This window comes from Neobacillus sp. DY30, assembly GCF_030123065.1.
Lineage (GTDB): Bacteria > Bacillota > Bacilli > Bacillales > Cytobacillaceae > Neobacillus.
Genome location: NZ_CP126093.1, coordinates 56263 through 73773, shown reverse-complemented (window position 1 = coordinate 73773; position 17511 = coordinate 56263). Strand labels below are relative to the sequence as shown.

The following is a 17511-nucleotide window of genomic DNA, read 5'->3' as shown; positions in this document are numbered from 1 at the left end:
TGTGAACGTATTTCCTATTATGCATATAGTTGGGAAATTTGCAAAGGAAAACTTCTCGACACGGTTATCCTATGAGGTAAAGGAGACGTGTAGAACTTTAAGTTATAGTAAAAAATTCGGACAAGCTTCTTTTTACTTCGACAAGCTTGTCTATCAGTTTATGTCGAATATTTTCTTGGCATTAGCAGTGGTTATTTCCGCAACAGCCTCAAATGGTATTCCTTTAATTTCAGCAATTTGCTCTGCAACTAACTTTACATAACCAGGTTCATTCCTTTTTCCACGATAAGGATGGGGAGCTAGATACGGACAGTCGGTTTCAATCAAGAGTTTTTCTATTGGAACGAGCGCTGCCACTTCTTTGGGTTTTTTGGCATTTTTAAACGTAACAGGTCCTCCAAGTGAAATATAAAAATTCATTTTTAGACATTCTACGGCGACTTCAGGACTGCCGCTAAAGCAATGCATAATTCCCCCAACCTCAGCTGCACCCTCTTCCCGTAATATTTCTACGATATCAGCTGTTGCTTCCCGATTATGGATTACAATTGGAAGTTTTACCTTTTTAGCCAGCTGGATTTGCTTTCGAAACACCTCTTTTTGGATATCCTTCGGAGACTTGTCCCAATGGTAATCAAGGCCCATTTCTCCAATTGCGACTACCTTTGGATGGGAAGCAAGTTCTTCAATCCAAATCAAGTCCTCCTCTGTCATGTCAATGGCATCTACCGGATGCCAGCCTATGCAGGCATAAATAAAATCGTGTTTTTCAGCAAGCTCCATTGCTTTGTTTATTGTTGGTCTGTCAAAGCCCACACAAACCATATGTGATACTCCCGCTTCCTGTGCTCTTTGAATAACTTCTTCTAGATCTTCCTCATATTGTTCCGCGTTTAAATGTACATGTGTATCAAATAACATAAATCAAACTCCTTTGTAGAATATTATTGCTTTCACATGTCGAACCAATAAAGAAAAAATGGAAATGCCACGAAATTTGTTTCACGTGGAACATTTCCATTCAAAATTTCTACATGTACCTACTTTACCTTTGAACCGTTAGGTAATGTTTGGTCAACAGTAGCTAGCGATAAGGCCCCATCTTTTGATCCAGCTAGTATCATACCTTGTGATAATTCACCACGTAGTTTCACTGGCTTTAGGTTTGTAATACAAATTACTTTTCTTCCAACTAAATCCTCCGGTTTATAATATTGAGCAATTCCGGAAACCACTTGCCGTTTTTCATAACCTAAGTCCAACTGCAGCTTTAACAGTTTATCTGCCTTTTTTATCGGTTCAGCTTGAACTACCTCTGCTACTCTCAAATCAATTTTCATAAAATCATCTATCGCAATTTCATCTATTTCCTCTGGCTTTTCCACGTGGTCTACTTTCTTCTCTTCAACGACTGGAGCTGCGCCTCCCATTTTTGCACGAATAAATTCTACTTCCTCTGCAATTTCTAGGCGTGGGAATAAAGGATTTCCCTTTGAAACCTTCGTCCCGCTTGGAATAATTCCAAAATTAGCTAAGCTATCCCATGTTTTGAGGTCCTCATTATTAATTCCCAGTTGTTCAAAAATACCATTCGGCGTCACGGTTAAGAATGGCTGAAGCAGAACTGCTGTTCTTCTTAATGATTCAGCTAAATGCGCCATAACACTAGCCAGCTCATTCTTATTCTCTTCCGATTTCGCCAATGTCCATGGCTGTGTTTCATCAATATATTTATTCGTACGACTCACCAACTGCCATATGGATGTTAGGGCAACCGAGAATTCCATTTTCTCCATAGCTTCTTCATATTTAGCAACTGTTTCACGGTTAACTTGAAGCAAAGTCTCATCAAATTCACCCGTAGAACCAGCATAAACAGGAATGACACCATCAAAGTATTTATCAATCATCGCCACTGTACGGTTTAGCAGATTGCCTAGGTCATTGGCTAGATCAAAATTAATTCTTTCAACAAATCCCTCGGGTGTAAATACACCATCCGCCCCAAATGGGACTTCTCTTAATAAATAATAGCGAAGAGCGTCAAGACCATAACGATCAATTAATGTAACAGGATCCACTACATTTCCTTTTGATTTAGACATTTTTCCGTCTTTCATTAAAAGCCAGCCGTGAGCAAAAACCTTTTTAGGAAGGGGAAGATCTAGAGCCATTAACATGATTGGCCAATAAATCGTATGGAATCGGACAATTTCCTTCCCAACAAGATGAACATCTGCAGGCCAGTAATTTAAATACTTGCTTTCATTATCTGTTCCATATCCAAGAGCTGTGATGTAATTAGATAACGCATCAATCCAAACATAAATGACATGCTTTGGATCTCCCGGTACCTTTACGCCCCAATCAAATGTCGTTCTAGAAACAGCTAAATCCTCTAATCCAGGTTTGATAAAATTATTAATCATTTCGTTTTTCCGCGACTCTGGCTGGATAAACTCAGGATTTTCTTCATAGTATTGCAGCAATTGATCAACATATTTACTCATTTTAAAAAAGTAGGATTCTTCTTTAACAATCTCTACTCCTCTGCCGCAATCAGGGCAATTTCCTTCAACTAGCTGGCGGTCAGTGTAAAAAGATTCACAAGGTGTACAATACCAGCCCTCATACTTGTCTAGATAAATATCCCCTTGTTCAAGCAGTCTAGCAAAAATCTTTTCAACCACTTGTTTATGTCTCTCTTCTGTTGTTCGAATAAAATCGTTATAAGAGATATCAAGTTTCTTCCATAAGTCTTTAATTCCATCAACAATTTCATCAACATATTGCTGTGGGGAGATCCCCTTTTCCTCTGCTTTGCGCTGTATCTTCTGCCCATGCTCATCTGTTCCTGTTAAATACATAACATCAAAGCCACGCATCCGTTTATAACGTGCCATGGCATCTCCAGCTACAGTGGTGTAGGCATGACCAATATGTAAATTTCCGCTCGGATAATAAATCGGAGTGGTGAGATAAAAGGTTTTTAACTTTTCTTGCATTTGATACCCTCCTATAGTAGACAATCGGCATTTCTATTAAAACATTATTACCTTATTTCATCCTCTTATATCATCAAAATATACCCAAAAAACCATAAATGTGCAATAAAGCCCATTTATAAACAGTAGATTTATTTTATTATTTTTCCATCGCCCCCCCCAAAAAACTGAGCCCTCTGTCGAAATTATATGAAGTAAATAGTTGGTTATTGTAGTTTTTTGTCGAATTGAAAATAATAAAAAAAAATGTAATTTCTACAAAACAAAAATATTAAAATCTCACTTTATCTGAATAGTCATTCAGTTTTTTATTGGTATATCAACATTTTTGTGAATTGATAATATTTTCCACCATTTCTTTACCATAAAATAATTGACGGAAATGGGAATGGCTGGTATTATAAATTTATAAAAATATTGTCGAATAATGACGAATTGATAGAGAAATAAATTAATAGGTTAAATACGAGAGGAGCTAATAAAATGAAATCTACAGGTATTGTCCGTAAAGTTGATGAATTAGGTCGTGTAGTAATTCCTATCGAATTAAGAAGAACACTTGGTATTGCCGAAAAAGATGCACTAGAAATTTATGTTGATGATGAGCGCATTATCTTAAAGAAATATAAGCCTAATATGACTTGCCAAGTAACTGGTGAAGTTTCTGATGATAACTTAGCACTTGCTGGCGGAAAGTTAATCCTTAGCCGCGAAGGTGCAGAACAATTAGTTAATGAAATCAAAAGCCAGTTTGAATTAGCTAAATAATATAAATGAAGCTTCTCCTGCTGCTAGCGGGAGAAGCCTTTTTTATGATGATTAGTCGATATGGTAGGACTGATATACATCTCGTTTATTTATAGCTCGATCTTTTGCTGTTTGTTTTATTGCCTCTTTTGATGGGAGATTTTTTAAACTTATGTAATGATTTACATGTTCTTCAATCGACAAGGTTTCCCACCAGGTACTTTCTTCTTCGTTTACCTTGCTTTCATCAGCACCTTCAATAATCAAGCAAAATTCTCCGCGAATTTCATTCCTTTGAGCCCATTCCAGTACTTCAGCTAAACTTCCCCTTATGAATTCCTCAAATTTCTTCGTTAATTCCCTGCAAATCGCAGCTTTTCGATTTCCGAGAATTTCATTCATGACGGTTAAGGTTTCTTTAAGCCGGTGAGGTGACTCATAGAAAATAAGTGTTCCGGTTTGCTTTTTCAAACTCTCTAACTCTAATTTCTTTTCCTTCTTACTTCTATTTAAAAATCCATAGAAATAGAAAGGCTGGCAGGTAAGTCCTGAGGCAACTAATGCCGGGAGGGCTGCATTAGCTCCCGGTAATGGCACTACAGGGACCCTTTCGCTTATTGCTGCCTCTACAAGCTCATAACCCGGGTCTGAAATAGCTGGCATTCCAGCGTCACTCACCAAGGCAATTTTCATGCCCTCCTTAATTTTATGAATAAGCTTTTCACCACTGGATTCTTTATTATGCTCATGATAGCTGACAACTGGTGTTTGAATTTCAAAATAATTGCATAACTTCTTCGTATTTCTTGTATCCTCCGCTGCAATCAAATCTGCTTCCTTTAATATTCTTACTGCACGAAAACTCATATCCTCAAGGTTGCCAATTGGTGTTGGGACAAGATAAAGGATACCCTTTTGTTCCTCATTTTCAAAGCTTTTTTGCTGCCACATGCTAACAACTCCCTGTCCTTATTCTCCATATAAAATCTTACTAATCTCAGCTGTGTAATCACCCTGTTCATTATAGACAAATAAAGGTGGAAGAATTTTTAAATCTGGACTGCCGTCTTTAATCGCTTCAATTAATAATGTATTTGCCTCTTTCCCCTGCTTTGGATAGACAAATTGGATGCGCTTCGGTTCAAGGCGGTACTGCCGCATAACCGTAATAATATCCATTAATCTTCCTGGACGATGGACAAATGCCACCTTTCCGCCCTGTTTCACCAACTGGCTTGATGCCTTTACCGCATCTTCAAGAGTACATAGTATCTCATGGCGGGCAATCGCCAGGTGTTCATTGGGATTTATTTCATCTTTTGAAGCTGTTGTAAAATAAGGAGGATTGCAGGTGACTACATCATATTTTCCATAACCTAATTGTTTTGGCATTTCCTTTATATCACCATGAATCATCTGAAGGCGCTCCTGAAGATTGTTATACTCAATACTTCTTACTGCCATGTCATAAAGACGTTCCTGTATTTCCACACCTATAATATTCCCCTTTGTACGGGCACTTAAAAATAAGGGGATTACACCATTCCCACTACATAAGTCAATTAAATTCCCCTTTTGTATTGGGACATACACAAACCGTGCGAGTAAAACCGCATCTAGTGAAAAAGCAAAAACTGACGGACTTTGGATTATCCTTAGATTTTCAGCCAGCAAGTAATCAAGCCGTTCATCACCCTTTAACAGAACCATACCTATACACCTCTAAATATGTAAAAAAATAAGGCTGACCTGAGTCAACCTCTTTAAATTATTTCTTATTAAGGAAGGAGAGACAAAATAAACAATCGCCTTCCTTACGCAGGCTTCCAAAATGGAGATTACAAATATGAAATCCTTCTTGATATAGACGAGCAAGGTTATCATAGCCCTCTCCGATATCTAGTGTCCGGTCTCCGGCAGACTCTCGAGAAGTTGTCCCTTTTTTTACTTTCTCATCTTTCTTTTCTTTGTCCGTGGTTACATCTAAACGGCGTCTTAGATGTTCATTTTCTAGCTTTAAATAATGATTCTCTTCTAGTATCTCGGCTAAATGCTGCTTTAATTCCCCAAGCTGTTGGTAAAGATGGCCAATTTGTGTTTCCATATTACTTACTGATTCAAATATCTCTTTTTTATCCACGTCGCACACCTCTTAATCTGTGGACTGTATTGACAAGGCGCCCTCTTTAATGATTTCGTCTAATGTATACTCCAGAACTCGTTCCTGTTCCTTTAATTCGACCTGAAGTACCCGTTCTAATATATTTAATCCTACCACTTTTCCTCGACCTTGAGGAGTTTGGATTATTTCGCCTAAATCAGGCAGTTGTTCCTTAGCAGCTTCATATTCATCATTTTCATATTTTAAACAGCACATAAGTCTGCCGCATAAACCGGATATCTTAGTAGGATTAAGTGAAAGATTTTGGTCCTTTGCCATCTTAATGGACACGGGATCAAAATCACCTAAAAATGTGGAACAACATAGCATTCTTCCGCACGGACCAATTCCCCCAAGCATTTTTGCTTCATCCCGGACTCCGATTTGGCGTAATTCAATTCTTGTCCGAAAAATAGACGCTAAATCTTTTACTAACTCACGAAAATCTACTCTTCCGTCAGCAGTAAAGTAGAAGATCACTTTATTTCGGTCAAATGTATATTCAACATCCACTAGTTTCATATCTAGCTGATGTCCGATTACTTTTTCATTACAAACATCATAAGCTTCCTGGGCAGCTTGTTTATTCTCCTCAACGATCATTCGATCCTTGTGATCTGCAATTCTCACTACCTTTTTTAAAGGTAAAACGACATCGTGCTCTTCAACCTGTTTACGTGGAACAACTGCCCTGCCGTATTCTACGCCGCGCACTGTTTCAACGATTACAAAGTCATCCTTTTGAATTGAGAGGTCTCCAGGATCAAAATAATAGATTTTACCCGCTTTTTTAAAGCGTACTCCTACAACATCATACAAATGAAGATCCCTCCTGCAAATTCAACACAAGCTCTTCCATCATTAGCTGCGGGTTCATATTCGCCGCAAGCTTCCTTTTTGCCTCGAGAATAGCCGACATTTGATCCGATAACCGCCGTCCGGATGTTTCAAGAGCATATTGTCTTAACCGTTCACTTTCAGCTTTAAAGACAATTTGCTCCTGTTTATCTAATTGTATATATAATAAATCCTTAAAAATAAGAAGTAAAAGATCTAAACCACGATTAATCTGTTCTTTCTCTTTAAAGTGTGAGAACCAATCTCCTTGAAGAGTAACCATTGCTTCTAAAGGATTTTTCCTCAACACCTCATATAATTTTAACACTATTTTTTGGGCTTGTGCAAACCAATCATCGACATTTAATTCATATGCCTCCTCAAGGTTATTCGTTAGCTGTGCTAATAAGGGTGCTTTCATTGGATTTACGCCATTTTGAGTCAGTTGATTAATCATGGCTAGAGGAGATAATGGTTTAAATGATAAAATTTGGCACCGTGAGAGGATCGTTGGCAGCAGTTGCTGCGGCTGCTCTGATAATAGAAAAGCTGTTGTCTGCGAGTTTGGTTCTTCTAAGAACTTTAATAAACTATTTGCTGCACTTACGCTCATCTTATCGGCGTCAATAATCATATAAACCTTTCTTGACGATTCCACACCTTTTTTTGAAAACTCCTCTTGGAGATCTTGAATTTGTTGTTTTTTAATTGATAACCCATCAGGCTCAACCTTATGGACGTCCGGGTGATTACCGCTATTAATACGGCGGCAGTTATGACAGGCCTCACATGGTTTAAAGCCTTCTATTAAAGAATCACAAAATAATGCTTTTGTAATTAATAAGGCAATTTCTTTTTTTCCAGTCCCTCTGATTCCTTCAAGTAAATAGGCGTGGGCGACTCGAGTCTTCAACAAACTGTTCTTTAACATTTTTAGCACGGCAGGCTGCAGTTCTTCTAGTTGGTCCCATGTTTTCACCAAGTTCATCACCCACTTAGATTTATTATGAATTGGCTGTGTTAAACAAGGCTGTTGATTTGCGCTCCAATCAACAGGTTTTTAAATCAACAGTATCCTTTAACACAGCCATTAAATTAAAAATGCATAAATTGTTCAATTGGAAGTACAAAGACTGTGGCTCCGCCAACCTCAACTTCAACTGGATAAGGTACAAAAGAGTCTGCATTTCCTCCCATAGGGGAAACGGGCGCCACTAATTGGTCCCGGGCTCTACAGTTATCTTTTATGATTTGCAAGGCACGGTCTACACGAATATCTTCTGTTCCAATCATAAAGGTGGTGTTGCCGGATTTTAAAAAGCCGCCTGTAGTCGCCAGCTTTGTCGCTCTAAAATTATTATCAACCAGTGCTTTTGATAACCGATTGCTATCTTGGTCCTGCACAACAGCGATGATAAGTTTCATCTAAACCAACCCCTTCGTCAACATTCATTTATCTTTCCTATATTATAACAGGTATTTGTCCCTGTTACATTGATATTCGACATCGGTTGTCTTTGAAAGTTGTCTGAAATCTTATTTTAGGCTGCTCAGCAGTTGTCTTTGTGTTTTATATACAAAAAAAGCTGACCCATTTCAAGTCAGCCTTTTCTTTATCATTAACCTTTTACAGAACCTGCTGCAATACCTTCAACAATACGATCACTTAAAATAAAGTAAGCAATCAATACCGGTATAATACTAATCATCAGAGTAGCACCAATTGCTCCCCAATCAGTCAAATACTGTCCTACGAAATTGTTTACCCCTACCGTAATGGTTTTCCATTTGTCGGAGCTTAGGAACGTGTTAACAAATACAAATTCGTTCCAGTTGTAGATCATATTGATGATGACAGTAGTTGAAAGCACTGGTACTGTCATTGGCAGTGTGATCTGGAAGAAAATACGGTGAATGGAACATCCATCGACGACCGCCGCTTCTTCAATCTCCCTAGGGATCGTTCTGTAAAATCCTGATAAAATCATGATCGTAATTGGCAAGTTAAACGCTACATACGATAAGATAACCGACAATGGATTGTCAATCATATTAGCAGATTTAAAGAAATTGAACAATGGAATTAAGGTTGAATGAAGTGGAATCATATATCCGGCCATGAATAAACCTAGTACTAATCCACTTAATTTCCATTCCATTCTTGTAATAGCAAATGTAACAAAGCTTGCAAGAATCACGGTTATTACAACCGCAGCAACCGTGTAAAATACACTGTTAAAGAAGTAAACATCAATGTGACCTGTTGTCCACGCCTTCGCATAGTTGCCCCACTGAGGATCTTGTGGCAGCGCAAACGGGGACATCCCGAAAACCTCTTGATTCGTCTTCAAGGAAAACAGGAATAACCATACCAACGGATAAACCTGAACAATCGCAATTACTGCAAGGACGAAGTATAAAATTCCGTATCCAATCTTATTTCCTAGTGTGTTACTGGTTTTATAAGAAGCTGATAGGGTCGTATTTTGTGTTTCAACAGCAACCTTACTCATCCGTTCCACTCCCCTTTTTAATAGTCAACATCTTTTGTATTAAGTAATTTTTGGATTACCCAAGTTGCCACAATACAGATGACCAATAAGCCGAATCCAATTGCACTTCCGTAACCAAAGTTATATTTGCTGAACGCTTCTTTATACATGTAAGAGGCCATAACCTCAGATGCACCGTTAGGTCCTCCGCCTGTTAAGACGAAAATTAAGTCAAAGTATTTTAATGAACCGACAATTGCCAGGATGACCATGACTTTGATGACACCTGCAATGAGGGGAACCTTAATTTTATACGAAATCTGAATAGGAGTTGCGCCGTCAATTTTCGCCGCTTCGATCAGTTCTTCTGGAACATTTTTTAATGCTGCATAGAAAATGATGATGTAGAAGCCTGCATATTGCCAGACGATTGGAATGAACAGGGCATATAATACGATATTCGAATCCGCTAACCAAAGCGGAGGATTGTCAACGCCAACCAACACTAGCAATCTGTTAAGCATACCGTTCGATGGGTCAAAAATCTTCGCCCAAAGCTGTCCGATCGCTACAGAAGATAATAACATCGGAATTAAGTAGATTTTTCTTAAAAAGTTAGCTCCTTTGATCTTACTTGCTAAAATTAAGGATAAAATTAAATAACCAACCATGCTCAATGCGGAAAAAAGACCGAGTAATAGGGAATGCCATGCACTTTGCCAAAATTTTGTGTCCTTTGCTAATTCAATGTAATTCTCTAAACCGATGAACTTCATCTTGCCGATGCCGTTCCAGTCCATTAACCCGTAATAACCTGTCAGGACAATTGGAATATAAATTAATAGAAGAATAAGTAGTAACGATGGAAGTACGTAGAGGCTGATAACCCATTTGTTAGACATTACACTTTTCATTTCATATACTCCCTTCTTTTTTGAAAAGCGGATAAAAGGGAGAGGGCATATCCTGTATGCCCTCTTCACTAATTTTAATTAGGCCGTTTTACTTTTTCTCTGATGCAAGTTCATCTGCATGTTGTTTTACGAAATCTTTCGGAGTTACTTGTTTACCGAATAGAGCCGTTACTAAATCATGATGTAATTCAGATACTGCTGGGCTGGATTGAGTATCAAAGTACGTAGTAACGTTTGATGCTTCACCAAGATCTTTTAAGATTTCAATGTACATTGGAGCAAGATTTAAGCTAGCAGTGTCTACTTTTGTTGCAGGGATTACGCCAGCGTCAACCACTGATTTTTCTCCCCATCTCTTCACAAGGTATCCAACGAAATCTTTTGCTTCTTCTTGAACTTTAGAATCTTTTGCTACGAATAAACCAACTCCAGGTCCGCCAACATAGCTGTTAATTTCTGTACCTTTTCCGCCTTCATAAGTCGGGAATTTGAAGTAGCCAATCTTATCTTTGAATTCTTGTGTTACATCAGGGCTTGTTGTGTAGTTTGGTAATTCCCAAGTAGCTGTTAAGAACATAGCTGCTTGTTCGTTCATGAAGTAACCTTTTGCATCGTCGTTCGATAATGCACTTGCACCTTTAACGAAACCGCCCATGTCCACTAGGTTTTGAATTTCTTCAGCTGCTTTTACAATCGCGGGGTCGTCCATTTTTGCTTTACCTTTGATAACGTCTGTTAAGATTGTAGATCCGCCGATACGGTCAGCAAGGTACATGAACCAGAATGATGCTGGCCAGCCGTCTTTCGCACCTACAGTTGCAGGAACAACTCCATCGTCAGCTAACGTTTTTACTACCTTTTTATACTCTGAGAAAGTCTTTGGAACTTCCAGACCATATTTTTCAAAAATTTCTTTGTTATAGAACACGTACGAAATGTTTAACTCAAGTGGAAGACCATATGTCTTGCCATCTACTGCATAGGATTCTTTTACACCAGGGATGAATGCATCCTTAAGTTCTGCATCATTTGCAACGACATCGTCTAGTGGAGCTAACATGTCACCTTCAACGTAAGGCTTGATGAAACCATCTGACCAAGTCATACCGATATCTGGCAGTTCATTAGAAGAAGCTAATACCTTAAGCTTTTCACGGTATTGATCTGGGTTTAGGATTTCAGTTTCGATTTTAATATCCTTGTGCTCTTTTTCATACTCTGCAATCACATCTTTTACGATTGTGAATTGAGCATTTGAGCTGCCTTCCGGCCATAAATGCATAAATTTAATAACCTTTTTACCATCTGCACTGCTTTCTTCTGAAGAACTTGAAGAAGAACATCCTGCAAGTGCTAGAGAGAGCAGCATAATGACTGACATGAAGATTGCAACCGTTTTCTTATTAAACAATTGTGATTCCCCCTATGACCTTTTCTATGATTTCGCTTACAAATATATCTTACATTCAGAGAGTTCTGAAAAATAGGTCACAACGATTAGGAAAAATGCCACTATTTTTAGAAAGCCTTTTCATTATTGTTTTTTCGGTAAGCACTTGGTGTTGTACCTTCTAATTCCCTGAAGATTTTAATGAAGTATTTCGCCGTTTTATAGCCGGATTCTTCAGCAATATCATTAATTGGAAGATTCGTTGTCATCAACAATTCTTTTGCCCGCTGGATTCTCCGGCGGGTTACATACTCACTGAATGTTAATTTCACATGTTCTTTAAAAAGCGAGCTTAGATAGCTTGGATTTAAATGAACATGGTCCGCAACTTCCTTCTGAGTTAACTCATTTTTAAGATTGTAGTTGATATAGTCAATTGCTTCTCTGATTGGCTCACGATTCGATGGATTTTGGGTATTGGCTTCCACGAGTTTGGTATCGACTACTTTTTCTATTAAGCCCGCCCGTTGTTTTTTCTCAACCTCCTTAAGCGCCTCTTCTACAGCCTCAATTAACGCTTTTTTGCTGATTGGTTTTAGGAGATAGTTTATTACCCCTAGTCGAAGGGCTTCCTGGGCATACTCAAACTCAGAGTATGCCGAAATCACGATGATTACAGGAAAAATATTAAGTTCTTTTGCGATTTTTAATAATTCTAATCCTGTTATTTCTGGCATCCGGATGTCGGTGATGAGGATATGGACTTTGTGCTCTTTCATCAGCTGGATGGCTTCTTCTCCATTAGCTGCGGTCATAATTTGGTAGTTTCCATTTCCCCAGGTATCCAAGTTCTTTTTCAGCCCTTGACGGGTTCTTGGTTCATCATCCACGATCAAAATGGTCTTTGTATTCAACATGGGTTTCCTCTCCTTTTACAGGTATGACAAACGAAACCTTTGTCCCGTTATTTTCTTCACTCTCAATGGTCAGACCACATTTTTGGTAGTATAATTCCAGGCGTTTGTGTACATTCGAAATCGCTATTCCACTGCCAGTTTTCGAGATGACTCCGCCTGATTGCATCGCCTTTTGGATCGCTTCTAGCCTTTCTTCGCTGATTCCCGGGCCATTATCTTCTACAATAATTTGCAAATGTCCCTGGTCCTCTGTTGGATGAATTGATACGGAAATCGTACATGGTTTCATCGTATTTCCTGCCCCATGCAGGACCGCATTCTCGACTAACGGTTGAATCATCAGTTTAGGGATTCTGACGTGCCCTAATTCACATGGCATGTCCAGATTCCACTCCAAGTGATTGCCGAAGCGCATTTTCATAATTTCCATATAGTCTTCGATGTGTTTAATTTCGGCAAGGATTGGAACCCAATCGCTATCGGTTTGCTTGGTGATGGTATAACGAAATAAGTTGGACATCGCGACTACAAGCTCTGCCAACTCATCCTCATCTTTATCTTCGAGCGACCATTTAAGCGCGTCCAATGTATTAAAGAGAAAATGCGGATTAATTTGTGCTTGTAATGCTTTCAATTCGCTCCGGCTTCGGGTTATTTCCTTTTGGTACACCATTTTTATCAGATGGTTTGTTTCTTTTACCAGTTGGTTATAAGTACTATTTAACTCATTAATTTCATTAACAGCAGTAACACTAGGATTCAACGTTAAGGAGCCTGCACTGGCCTGCTGCATCGTTTTTGTCAATTTGACAATCGGTCTTGTAATAAAAGTCGATAGGACGAGTGTACTGACTAAAAAGATAATAAATCCGATGATACCGGCAATGATAATTCCTGATCGTAATACAGTGATTCCTTCTGTAAGTGCATTAACAGGGGTTAAGATTACCAATGTCCAATCGGTTTCATTTGACGTTTGTTTGGTCACCATATACTCCTCATTATCCAATGTAATTGTGGGAGCATCGCTTTTTATAATCGGAGCAAGTGATCCATTGAAGTTTGATATTAGCGGCTTTACATCCTGATCTAATAAAATCGAATATTGATTTTTAATAGTGGTTACGTCTTGATTGGCAAACTGAAGATAGCCCCTGTAAATACTAATAAGCAAATATCCGCCATCCTCAAAGCCGCGATTGATTAAATTAACACGTCTTAGAGCAAGGATGTTATCTGAATTACTCGGATCATCACCGATCCAAACTAGTCTTCCATTTGCTTTATCTGCCTGCTTGATCCACTTCCCATCAAGTCTAGTAACTAGGTTCGTGTTGTCTATAGGGACTAAGCGATTCATATTATCGGTGTAGAGCTCAAAAGAAAAAATCCCATTCGTAGTTGCCTGCATCGTGGTGACAATTCCCTCTAATTGCTGCCGTTCAGCAAAACTAATCGTCTCTCCTTGCTTGGCTTTTGTTAAGGTCCTTTGAATTGCGTCATTTGTCATGACTATTTTAGATGAGGTGCTAATCTGTTTATATAAGGATTCTAATCTTCCATTCGCCTCAACTGCGGTTTGATTAATTTGTTTTTCTGCATTCGTTTTCAATAGTGTTGACACTTTATTAAAAGTGATTAAACTGACTATAGATAAAACAATCAGCATGACTACTAAGAACACGACCAGTATTTGATTTCGTAAGGTGTTCCATTTGTGTAATCTTGAGAACATACAATCGCCCTTCCAAGATGATTTTTCTACTATAACGCTTTTTGTTGAATTAAGTATTATTATTTTAAGATACCTAAAAAAACTGTCAATTATAAAATTTAACCATGTTCAATATGCACACAGTCGTCTATAATAGTGTAAAAAAAAGTAAGTACCATAATAAGGGGAATGATTATGAATAAGCTATCAATGAATGGTCTTTATACTCTTACCGAGTGGATCACTAGATTTGCCTATGTAAATATATTATGGATTGGCTTCTCGCTTCTTGGTCTGATGTTCTTTGGTATTAGCCCTGCAACCGTGGCGATGTTTACGATTATTCGTAAATGGATCATGGGTGATAGTGACATTCCTGTATTTAAAACTTTTTGGAATACCTATAAGAAGGAGTTTCTCAGAAGCAATGGAGTAGGAATCGTCATAGCCCTGCTCGCTTATATTATTTTTATTGATTTGAACTATATAAAGCTCGATACAATCATTCAAATTCCTTTATACCTTATTATTTTTGCAATCATCATGACACTTTTGTATATCTTTCCTGTTTACGTCCACTATAACGTTACGTTCTTTCAATTGTTTAAAAACTCATTCTTTATTATGATGGTGAATCCAGTTTCAAGTATCATGATGCTAATTGGGTTTGTGGCTTTATTCTTTGTCATGAAGTTCTTACCAGCGCTGTCAATCTTCTTCGGTGGAAGCTTATCTGCAGGAATTATCATGTCATCTTGTTATCTAGCATTTCAAAAAATAGAAAAAAAACGACAAAAAGCGGAAGCGACTTGACCAGCCCCGACAGGCAAATAATCTTCGGCAAAAAAAGTCTGCCTTTTGACTTTTATTGCCGAAGATTATTTGACCCCGAGCTGCTCAAAGCTAACGCTTCTCGCAAGATATTCTAGAAGCCCACTCGAAGATGAAAACTGGCTAGCCGCGGGAGCTAGATTAAAAAAGGAAGCACAAACACTATAGTTGTGCTTCCTCTTTTTTATGCTCGAGCTAAAAGTTCGCTGACCGTTACTAATTTATAGCCTTGTAAGGTTAATTCGGAAACAAGCATTCGAACAGCTTCTATGGTTTGTGAACGGTCGCCATAACCATCATGAAAAATAAGAATACTGCCGTTTTTCACAGCCTCTCTTGATTTTTCAAAAATATGCTCTACCCCAGGCTGCTCCCAGTCTTGCGCCTCTAGATTAAGTGCACCAATCATTGGGTATTCCTTGTTCTGAAGTAAGGTTACCGTCTCCTGATTATAATCAAGATAGGGGGGACGGAAAATAACTGGTTTTTGCCCAGCCAGTTCCTCTATTAATTTCTCTGTTTGTTCAATTTCAGTTAAACATTCTGCCTTACTCAACTGAGAAAGTTTCGGGTGAGTAAAGGTGTGGTTTCCAATTTCGTGCCCCTCAGCAGCAACCTGCTTTACAATCTCTGGATGATTTCTCATTTGTTCACCGATCATAAAGAAAGTCGCTTTCCCCTTTGCTTCCGAAAAAATTTCTAATACCTGTGGAGTGTAGACAGGATTAGGTCCATCATCAAAAGTAATCGCAATTGCCCTTTGCGATGTAGGAATTTCGTTAATCATCATGTACGCCCCCTTAATATGGACCTCTTACAAAGTCCTTTACTTTTTCCTGATAGAAACGTTGAATTTCTTTTTGTTCTTCTATTGAGAATGGCTTTGTATCTAGGGCTGAGAGATTGTCTTCTACTTGTTTAACATTTTTAAATCCAGGAATGATACACGTAATTTCTTTTTGATCTAATATCCAGCGCAATGCTGCACTAGCCATTGATTTACGGCCGTCTGCAATCCATTTTAATTCGTCTGCTAATTCGACACCTTTACGGAATCCAAGGCCAGCAAAGGTTTCCCCAACATTAAAAGCCTCTCCATTTTCATTAAAACGGCGGTGGTCATCGGCTTCAAAAACATGATTAGTGGTAAATTTACCAGTTAACAGCCCGCTGGCAAGCGGTAAACGAACAAGCAGACCTACCCCTTTTTGATAAGCCTCAGGGATTAATTTTTCTAATGGCTTCTGACGGAACATATTGAATATAACCTGCAGGCTCTTAACATTTTGATGTTCTAGACAAATAAGCCCCTCTTCAACGGTTTCTACACTGACACCGTAGTGGCGAATTTTTCCTTCTTTCTTCAGACGATCCAGCACTTCGAAGACACTTCCATCTTTCAAAATCTCTGTTGCAGGGCAATGAATTTGGTATAAATCAATTGCTTCTCTATTTAAACGGCGCAGGCTGTCTTCAGCATAACGGCTGACGGTTTCGTAGCTGTAAGTTTGAGGGTCGAAAATGTCGCCCTGGCGGCAGAACTTGGTTGCGATATAAATTTGGTCTTCTTTCCCCTTTGTCGCCTTTGCTAATAACTCTTCGCTATGACCGTCCCCATAAACATCAGCAGTATCAAAAAAGTTAACACCCTGGTCCATTGCATATTGTAAGGATTTCAGAGCTTCTGTATCATTCGTACTGCCCCACGAACCGCCTATTGCCCATGTTCCAAAGCTGACCTCACTGATCATAATTCCTGTATTACCTAGCTCACGATAATTCATATTCATAACTCCTTTACCGGTATTTGATTTAGATACTTTTCTACGAGCGGTTCCAATTAAAGTCAATTGCTTTCAAAAAGGCGCGGGCTAGTACCATATGTCCCGCAGTAGAAGGGTGAACACGATCCCAGGCTATGGATGCTGGATATAAATCTTTTAATATATGATTAAATGCTGCCTGGGTATCAACAAATAAGCAATTTGTTTCTTCTGCTATTTTTTTGACAACCTTTCCGTACTGATCCATTGTCTGGCGCATTTGATCCTGTTCATTGCTTTCCAAATAAAATGGAGTCATTAAAACGATTTCCTTTACAGACGGCTTTGACTCTGCCACCAGTTCTCTAAGCGTATTTTCGTATTCATCTATGTATACATGCCACTCTCTAATGAATGGAGTATCATATTGACGCCACACATCATTAATTCCAATCATAATAGATAACCAATCTGGATTTTGATCGAGTACATCCTCCTGCCACCTATTTTTTAAGTCACGAACGGTGTTGCCGCTGATACCCTTATTTACTATCCGAATTCCTAATTCCGGATAAACGGCTTGAAGCAGTCCATCAATATATGAGACATATCCTTTACCTAGAGCAGCGAATAAACCTTCACCCTCTGGTTTTGTTCGTTCACAATCGGTTACTGAGTCACCAATAAATAAAAGTTTATGGCCTTGGTCTAATTTCATTTCTTTTCCCTCCCTGCAGCTT

General features: G+C 38.6%; 18 protein-coding genes. 2 read left to right on the top strand and 16 right to left on the bottom strand.

Annotation, left to right across the window (positions count from 1 at the left end):
• Nucleotides 1-153: 153 nt before the first annotated feature.
• Nucleotides 154-921, bottom strand: a complete 768-nt coding sequence (locus QNH29_RS00345) for a TatD family hydrolase (RefSeq protein WP_283862969.1) — start codon at nucleotides 919-921, stop codon at nucleotides 154-156.
• 119 nt (nucleotides 922-1040) lie between these two features.
• Nucleotides 1041-3005 (bottom strand): methionine--tRNA ligase, encoded by a 1965-nt coding sequence (metG, locus tag QNH29_RS00340; protein ID WP_283862968.1) that lies wholly within the window; start codon nucleotides 3003-3005, stop codon nucleotides 1041-1043.
• A 483-nt stretch (nucleotides 3006-3488) separates the two neighbouring features.
• Here metG and QNH29_RS00335 point away from each other — a divergent pair, with 483 nt between their 5' ends.
• A complete protein-coding gene (locus tag QNH29_RS00335) occupies nucleotides 3489-3773 on the top strand; it encodes a transition state genes transcriptional regulator AbrB (RefSeq protein ID WP_283862967.1) in 285 nt (94 codons plus the stop codon).
• A 51-nt stretch (nucleotides 3774-3824) separates the two neighbouring features.
• On the opposite strand, the gene rsmI is transcribed toward QNH29_RS00335, so the two are convergent.
• The 11 genes from rsmI to QNH29_RS00280 all read right to left on the bottom strand — a co-directional run bounded on the left by rsmI (nucleotide 3825) and on the right by QNH29_RS00280 (nucleotide 14198).
• On the bottom strand, nucleotides 3825-4703 hold the full coding sequence (rsmI, locus tag QNH29_RS00330; protein ID WP_283862966.1) for a 16S rRNA (cytidine(1402)-2'-O)-methyltransferase: 879 nt from the start codon (nucleotides 4701-4703) through the stop codon (nucleotides 3825-3827).
• An 18-nt stretch (nucleotides 4704-4721) separates the two neighbouring features.
• Entirely contained in the window at nucleotides 4722-5462 is a 741-nt protein-coding gene (locus QNH29_RS00325; RefSeq protein ID WP_283862965.1) for a tRNA1(Val) (adenine(37)-N6)-methyltransferase, read from the bottom strand.
• A 58-nt stretch (nucleotides 5463-5520) separates the two neighbouring features.
• A complete protein-coding gene (gene yabA, locus QNH29_RS00320; protein WP_283862964.1) occupies nucleotides 5521-5892 on the bottom strand; it encodes a DNA replication initiation control protein YabA in 372 nt (123 codons plus the stop codon).
• A gap of 12 nt (nucleotides 5893-5904) precedes the next feature.
• Nucleotides 5905-6732, bottom strand: a complete 828-nt coding sequence (locus QNH29_RS00315) for a PSP1 domain-containing protein (protein WP_283862963.1) — start codon at nucleotides 6730-6732, stop codon at nucleotides 5905-5907.
• Nucleotides 6725-7732, bottom strand: coding sequence for a DNA polymerase III subunit delta' (gene holB / locus QNH29_RS00310; protein ID WP_283862962.1), 1008 nt, complete (start codon nucleotides 7730-7732; stop codon nucleotides 6725-6727). The genes QNH29_RS00315 and holB overlap by 8 nt, the downstream gene beginning before the upstream one ends.
• 113 nt (nucleotides 7733-7845) lie before the next feature.
• The gene (locus tag QNH29_RS00305; RefSeq protein ID WP_179603582.1) at nucleotides 7846-8175 is read right to left on the bottom strand and encodes a cyclic di-AMP receptor DarA; all 330 of its coding nucleotides are present in this window, start codon (nucleotides 8173-8175) and stop codon (nucleotides 7846-7848) included.
• A gap of 194 nt (nucleotides 8176-8369) precedes the next feature.
• Nucleotides 8370-9263, bottom strand: a complete 894-nt coding sequence (locus QNH29_RS00300) for a carbohydrate ABC transporter permease (protein ID WP_283862961.1) — start codon at nucleotides 9261-9263, stop codon at nucleotides 8370-8372.
• A gap of 17 nt (nucleotides 9264-9280) precedes the next feature.
• On the bottom strand, nucleotides 9281-10156 hold the full coding sequence (locus tag QNH29_RS00295) for a carbohydrate ABC transporter permease (RefSeq protein WP_283862960.1): 876 nt from the start codon (nucleotides 10154-10156) through the stop codon (nucleotides 9281-9283).
• Between the two features lie 88 nt (nucleotides 10157-10244).
• The gene (locus QNH29_RS00290; protein ID WP_481858804.1) at nucleotides 10245-11537 is read right to left on the bottom strand and encodes an extracellular solute-binding protein; all 1293 of its coding nucleotides are present in this window, start codon (nucleotides 11535-11537) and stop codon (nucleotides 10245-10247) included.
• 137 nt (nucleotides 11538-11674) lie between these two features.
• Complete coding sequence (locus QNH29_RS00285) at nucleotides 11675-12460, bottom strand: response regulator transcription factor (RefSeq protein WP_283865498.1); 786 nt, start codon at nucleotides 12458-12460, stop codon at nucleotides 11675-11677.
• Entirely contained in the window at nucleotides 12429-14198 is a 1770-nt protein-coding gene (locus QNH29_RS00280; protein WP_283862959.1) for a sensor histidine kinase, read from the bottom strand. The genes QNH29_RS00285 and QNH29_RS00280 overlap by 32 nt, the downstream gene beginning before the upstream one ends.
• A 174-nt stretch (nucleotides 14199-14372) precedes the next feature.
• On the opposite strand from QNH29_RS00280, the gene QNH29_RS00275 reads away from it, so the two are divergent.
• Nucleotides 14373-14990, top strand: coding sequence for a YesL family protein (locus tag QNH29_RS00275; protein WP_283862958.1), 618 nt, complete (start codon nucleotides 14373-14375; stop codon nucleotides 14988-14990).
• A gap of 202 nt (nucleotides 14991-15192) precedes the next feature.
• Here the strand turns inward: QNH29_RS00275 and QNH29_RS00270 are convergent, their stop codons facing one another.
• Genes QNH29_RS00270 through QNH29_RS00260 form a run of 3 tightly spaced genes read right to left on the bottom strand, consistent with a single transcriptional unit; the run spans nucleotide 15193 to nucleotide 17489 of the window.
• Nucleotides 15193-15795, bottom strand: a complete 603-nt coding sequence (locus QNH29_RS00270) for a polysaccharide deacetylase family protein (protein ID WP_283865497.1) — start codon at nucleotides 15793-15795, stop codon at nucleotides 15193-15195.
• 13 nt (nucleotides 15796-15808) lie between these two features.
• On the bottom strand, nucleotides 15809-16792 hold the full coding sequence (locus QNH29_RS00265) for an aldo/keto reductase (RefSeq protein WP_283862957.1): 984 nt from the start codon (nucleotides 16790-16792) through the stop codon (nucleotides 15809-15811).
• A 40-nt stretch (nucleotides 16793-16832) separates the two neighbouring features.
• The gene (locus tag QNH29_RS00260; protein WP_283862956.1) at nucleotides 16833-17489 is read right to left on the bottom strand and encodes an SGNH/GDSL hydrolase family protein; all 657 of its coding nucleotides are present in this window, start codon (nucleotides 17487-17489) and stop codon (nucleotides 16833-16835) included.
• Nucleotides 17490-17511 lie beyond the last annotated feature (22 nt).

What these genes read in the sequence shown, in the direction of transcription:
- QNH29_RS00280 (WP_283862959.1), bottom strand. Translation starts at nt 14,198, where the DNA reads ATGTTCTCAAGATTACACAAATGGAACACCTTACGAAATCAAATACTG.
- rsmI (WP_283862966.1), bottom strand. Translation starts at nt 4,703, where the DNA reads ATGTGGCAGCAAAAAAGCTTTGAAAATGAGGAACAAAAGGGTATCCTT.
- QNH29_RS00295 (WP_283862960.1), bottom strand. Translation starts at nt 10,156, where the DNA reads ATGAAAAGTGTAATGTCTAACAAATGGGTTATCAGCCTCTACGTACTT.
- QNH29_RS00260 (WP_283862956.1), bottom strand. Translation starts at nt 17,489, where the DNA reads ATGAAATTAGACCAAGGCCATAAACTTTTATTTATTGGTGACTCAGTA.
- QNH29_RS00265 (WP_283862957.1), bottom strand. Translation starts at nt 16,792, where the DNA reads ATGAATTATCGTGAGCTAGGTAATACAGGAATTATGATCAGTGAGGTC.
- QNH29_RS00325 (WP_283862965.1), bottom strand. Translation starts at nt 5,462, where the DNA reads ATGGTTCTGTTAAAGGGTGATGAACGGCTTGATTACTTGCTGGCTGAA.
- QNH29_RS00275 (WP_283862958.1), top strand. Translation starts at nt 14,373, where the DNA reads ATGAATAAGCTATCAATGAATGGTCTTTATACTCTTACCGAGTGGATC.
- QNH29_RS00270 (WP_283865497.1), bottom strand. Translation starts at nt 15,795, where the DNA reads ATGATTAACGAAATTCCTACATCGCAAAGGGCAATTGCGATTACTTTT.
- QNH29_RS00305 (WP_179603582.1), bottom strand. Translation starts at nt 8,175, where the DNA reads ATGAAACTTATCATCGCTGTTGTGCAGGACCAAGATAGCAATCGGTTA.
- QNH29_RS00290 (WP_481858804.1), bottom strand. Translation starts at nt 11,537, where the DNA reads ATGTCAGTCATTATGCTGCTCTCTCTAGCACTTGCAGGATGTTCTTCT.
- metG (WP_283862968.1), bottom strand. Translation starts at nt 3,005, where the DNA reads ATGCAAGAAAAGTTAAAAACCTTTTATCTCACCACTCCGATTTATTAT.
- QNH29_RS00300 (WP_283862961.1), bottom strand. Translation starts at nt 9,263, where the DNA reads ATGAGTAAGGTTGCTGTTGAAACACAAAATACGACCCTATCAGCTTCT.
- QNH29_RS00335 (WP_283862967.1), top strand. Translation starts at nt 3,489, where the DNA reads ATGAAATCTACAGGTATTGTCCGTAAAGTTGATGAATTAGGTCGTGTA.
- QNH29_RS00345 (WP_283862969.1), bottom strand. Translation starts at nt 921, where the DNA reads ATGTTATTTGATACACATGTACATTTAAACGCGGAACAATATGAGGAA.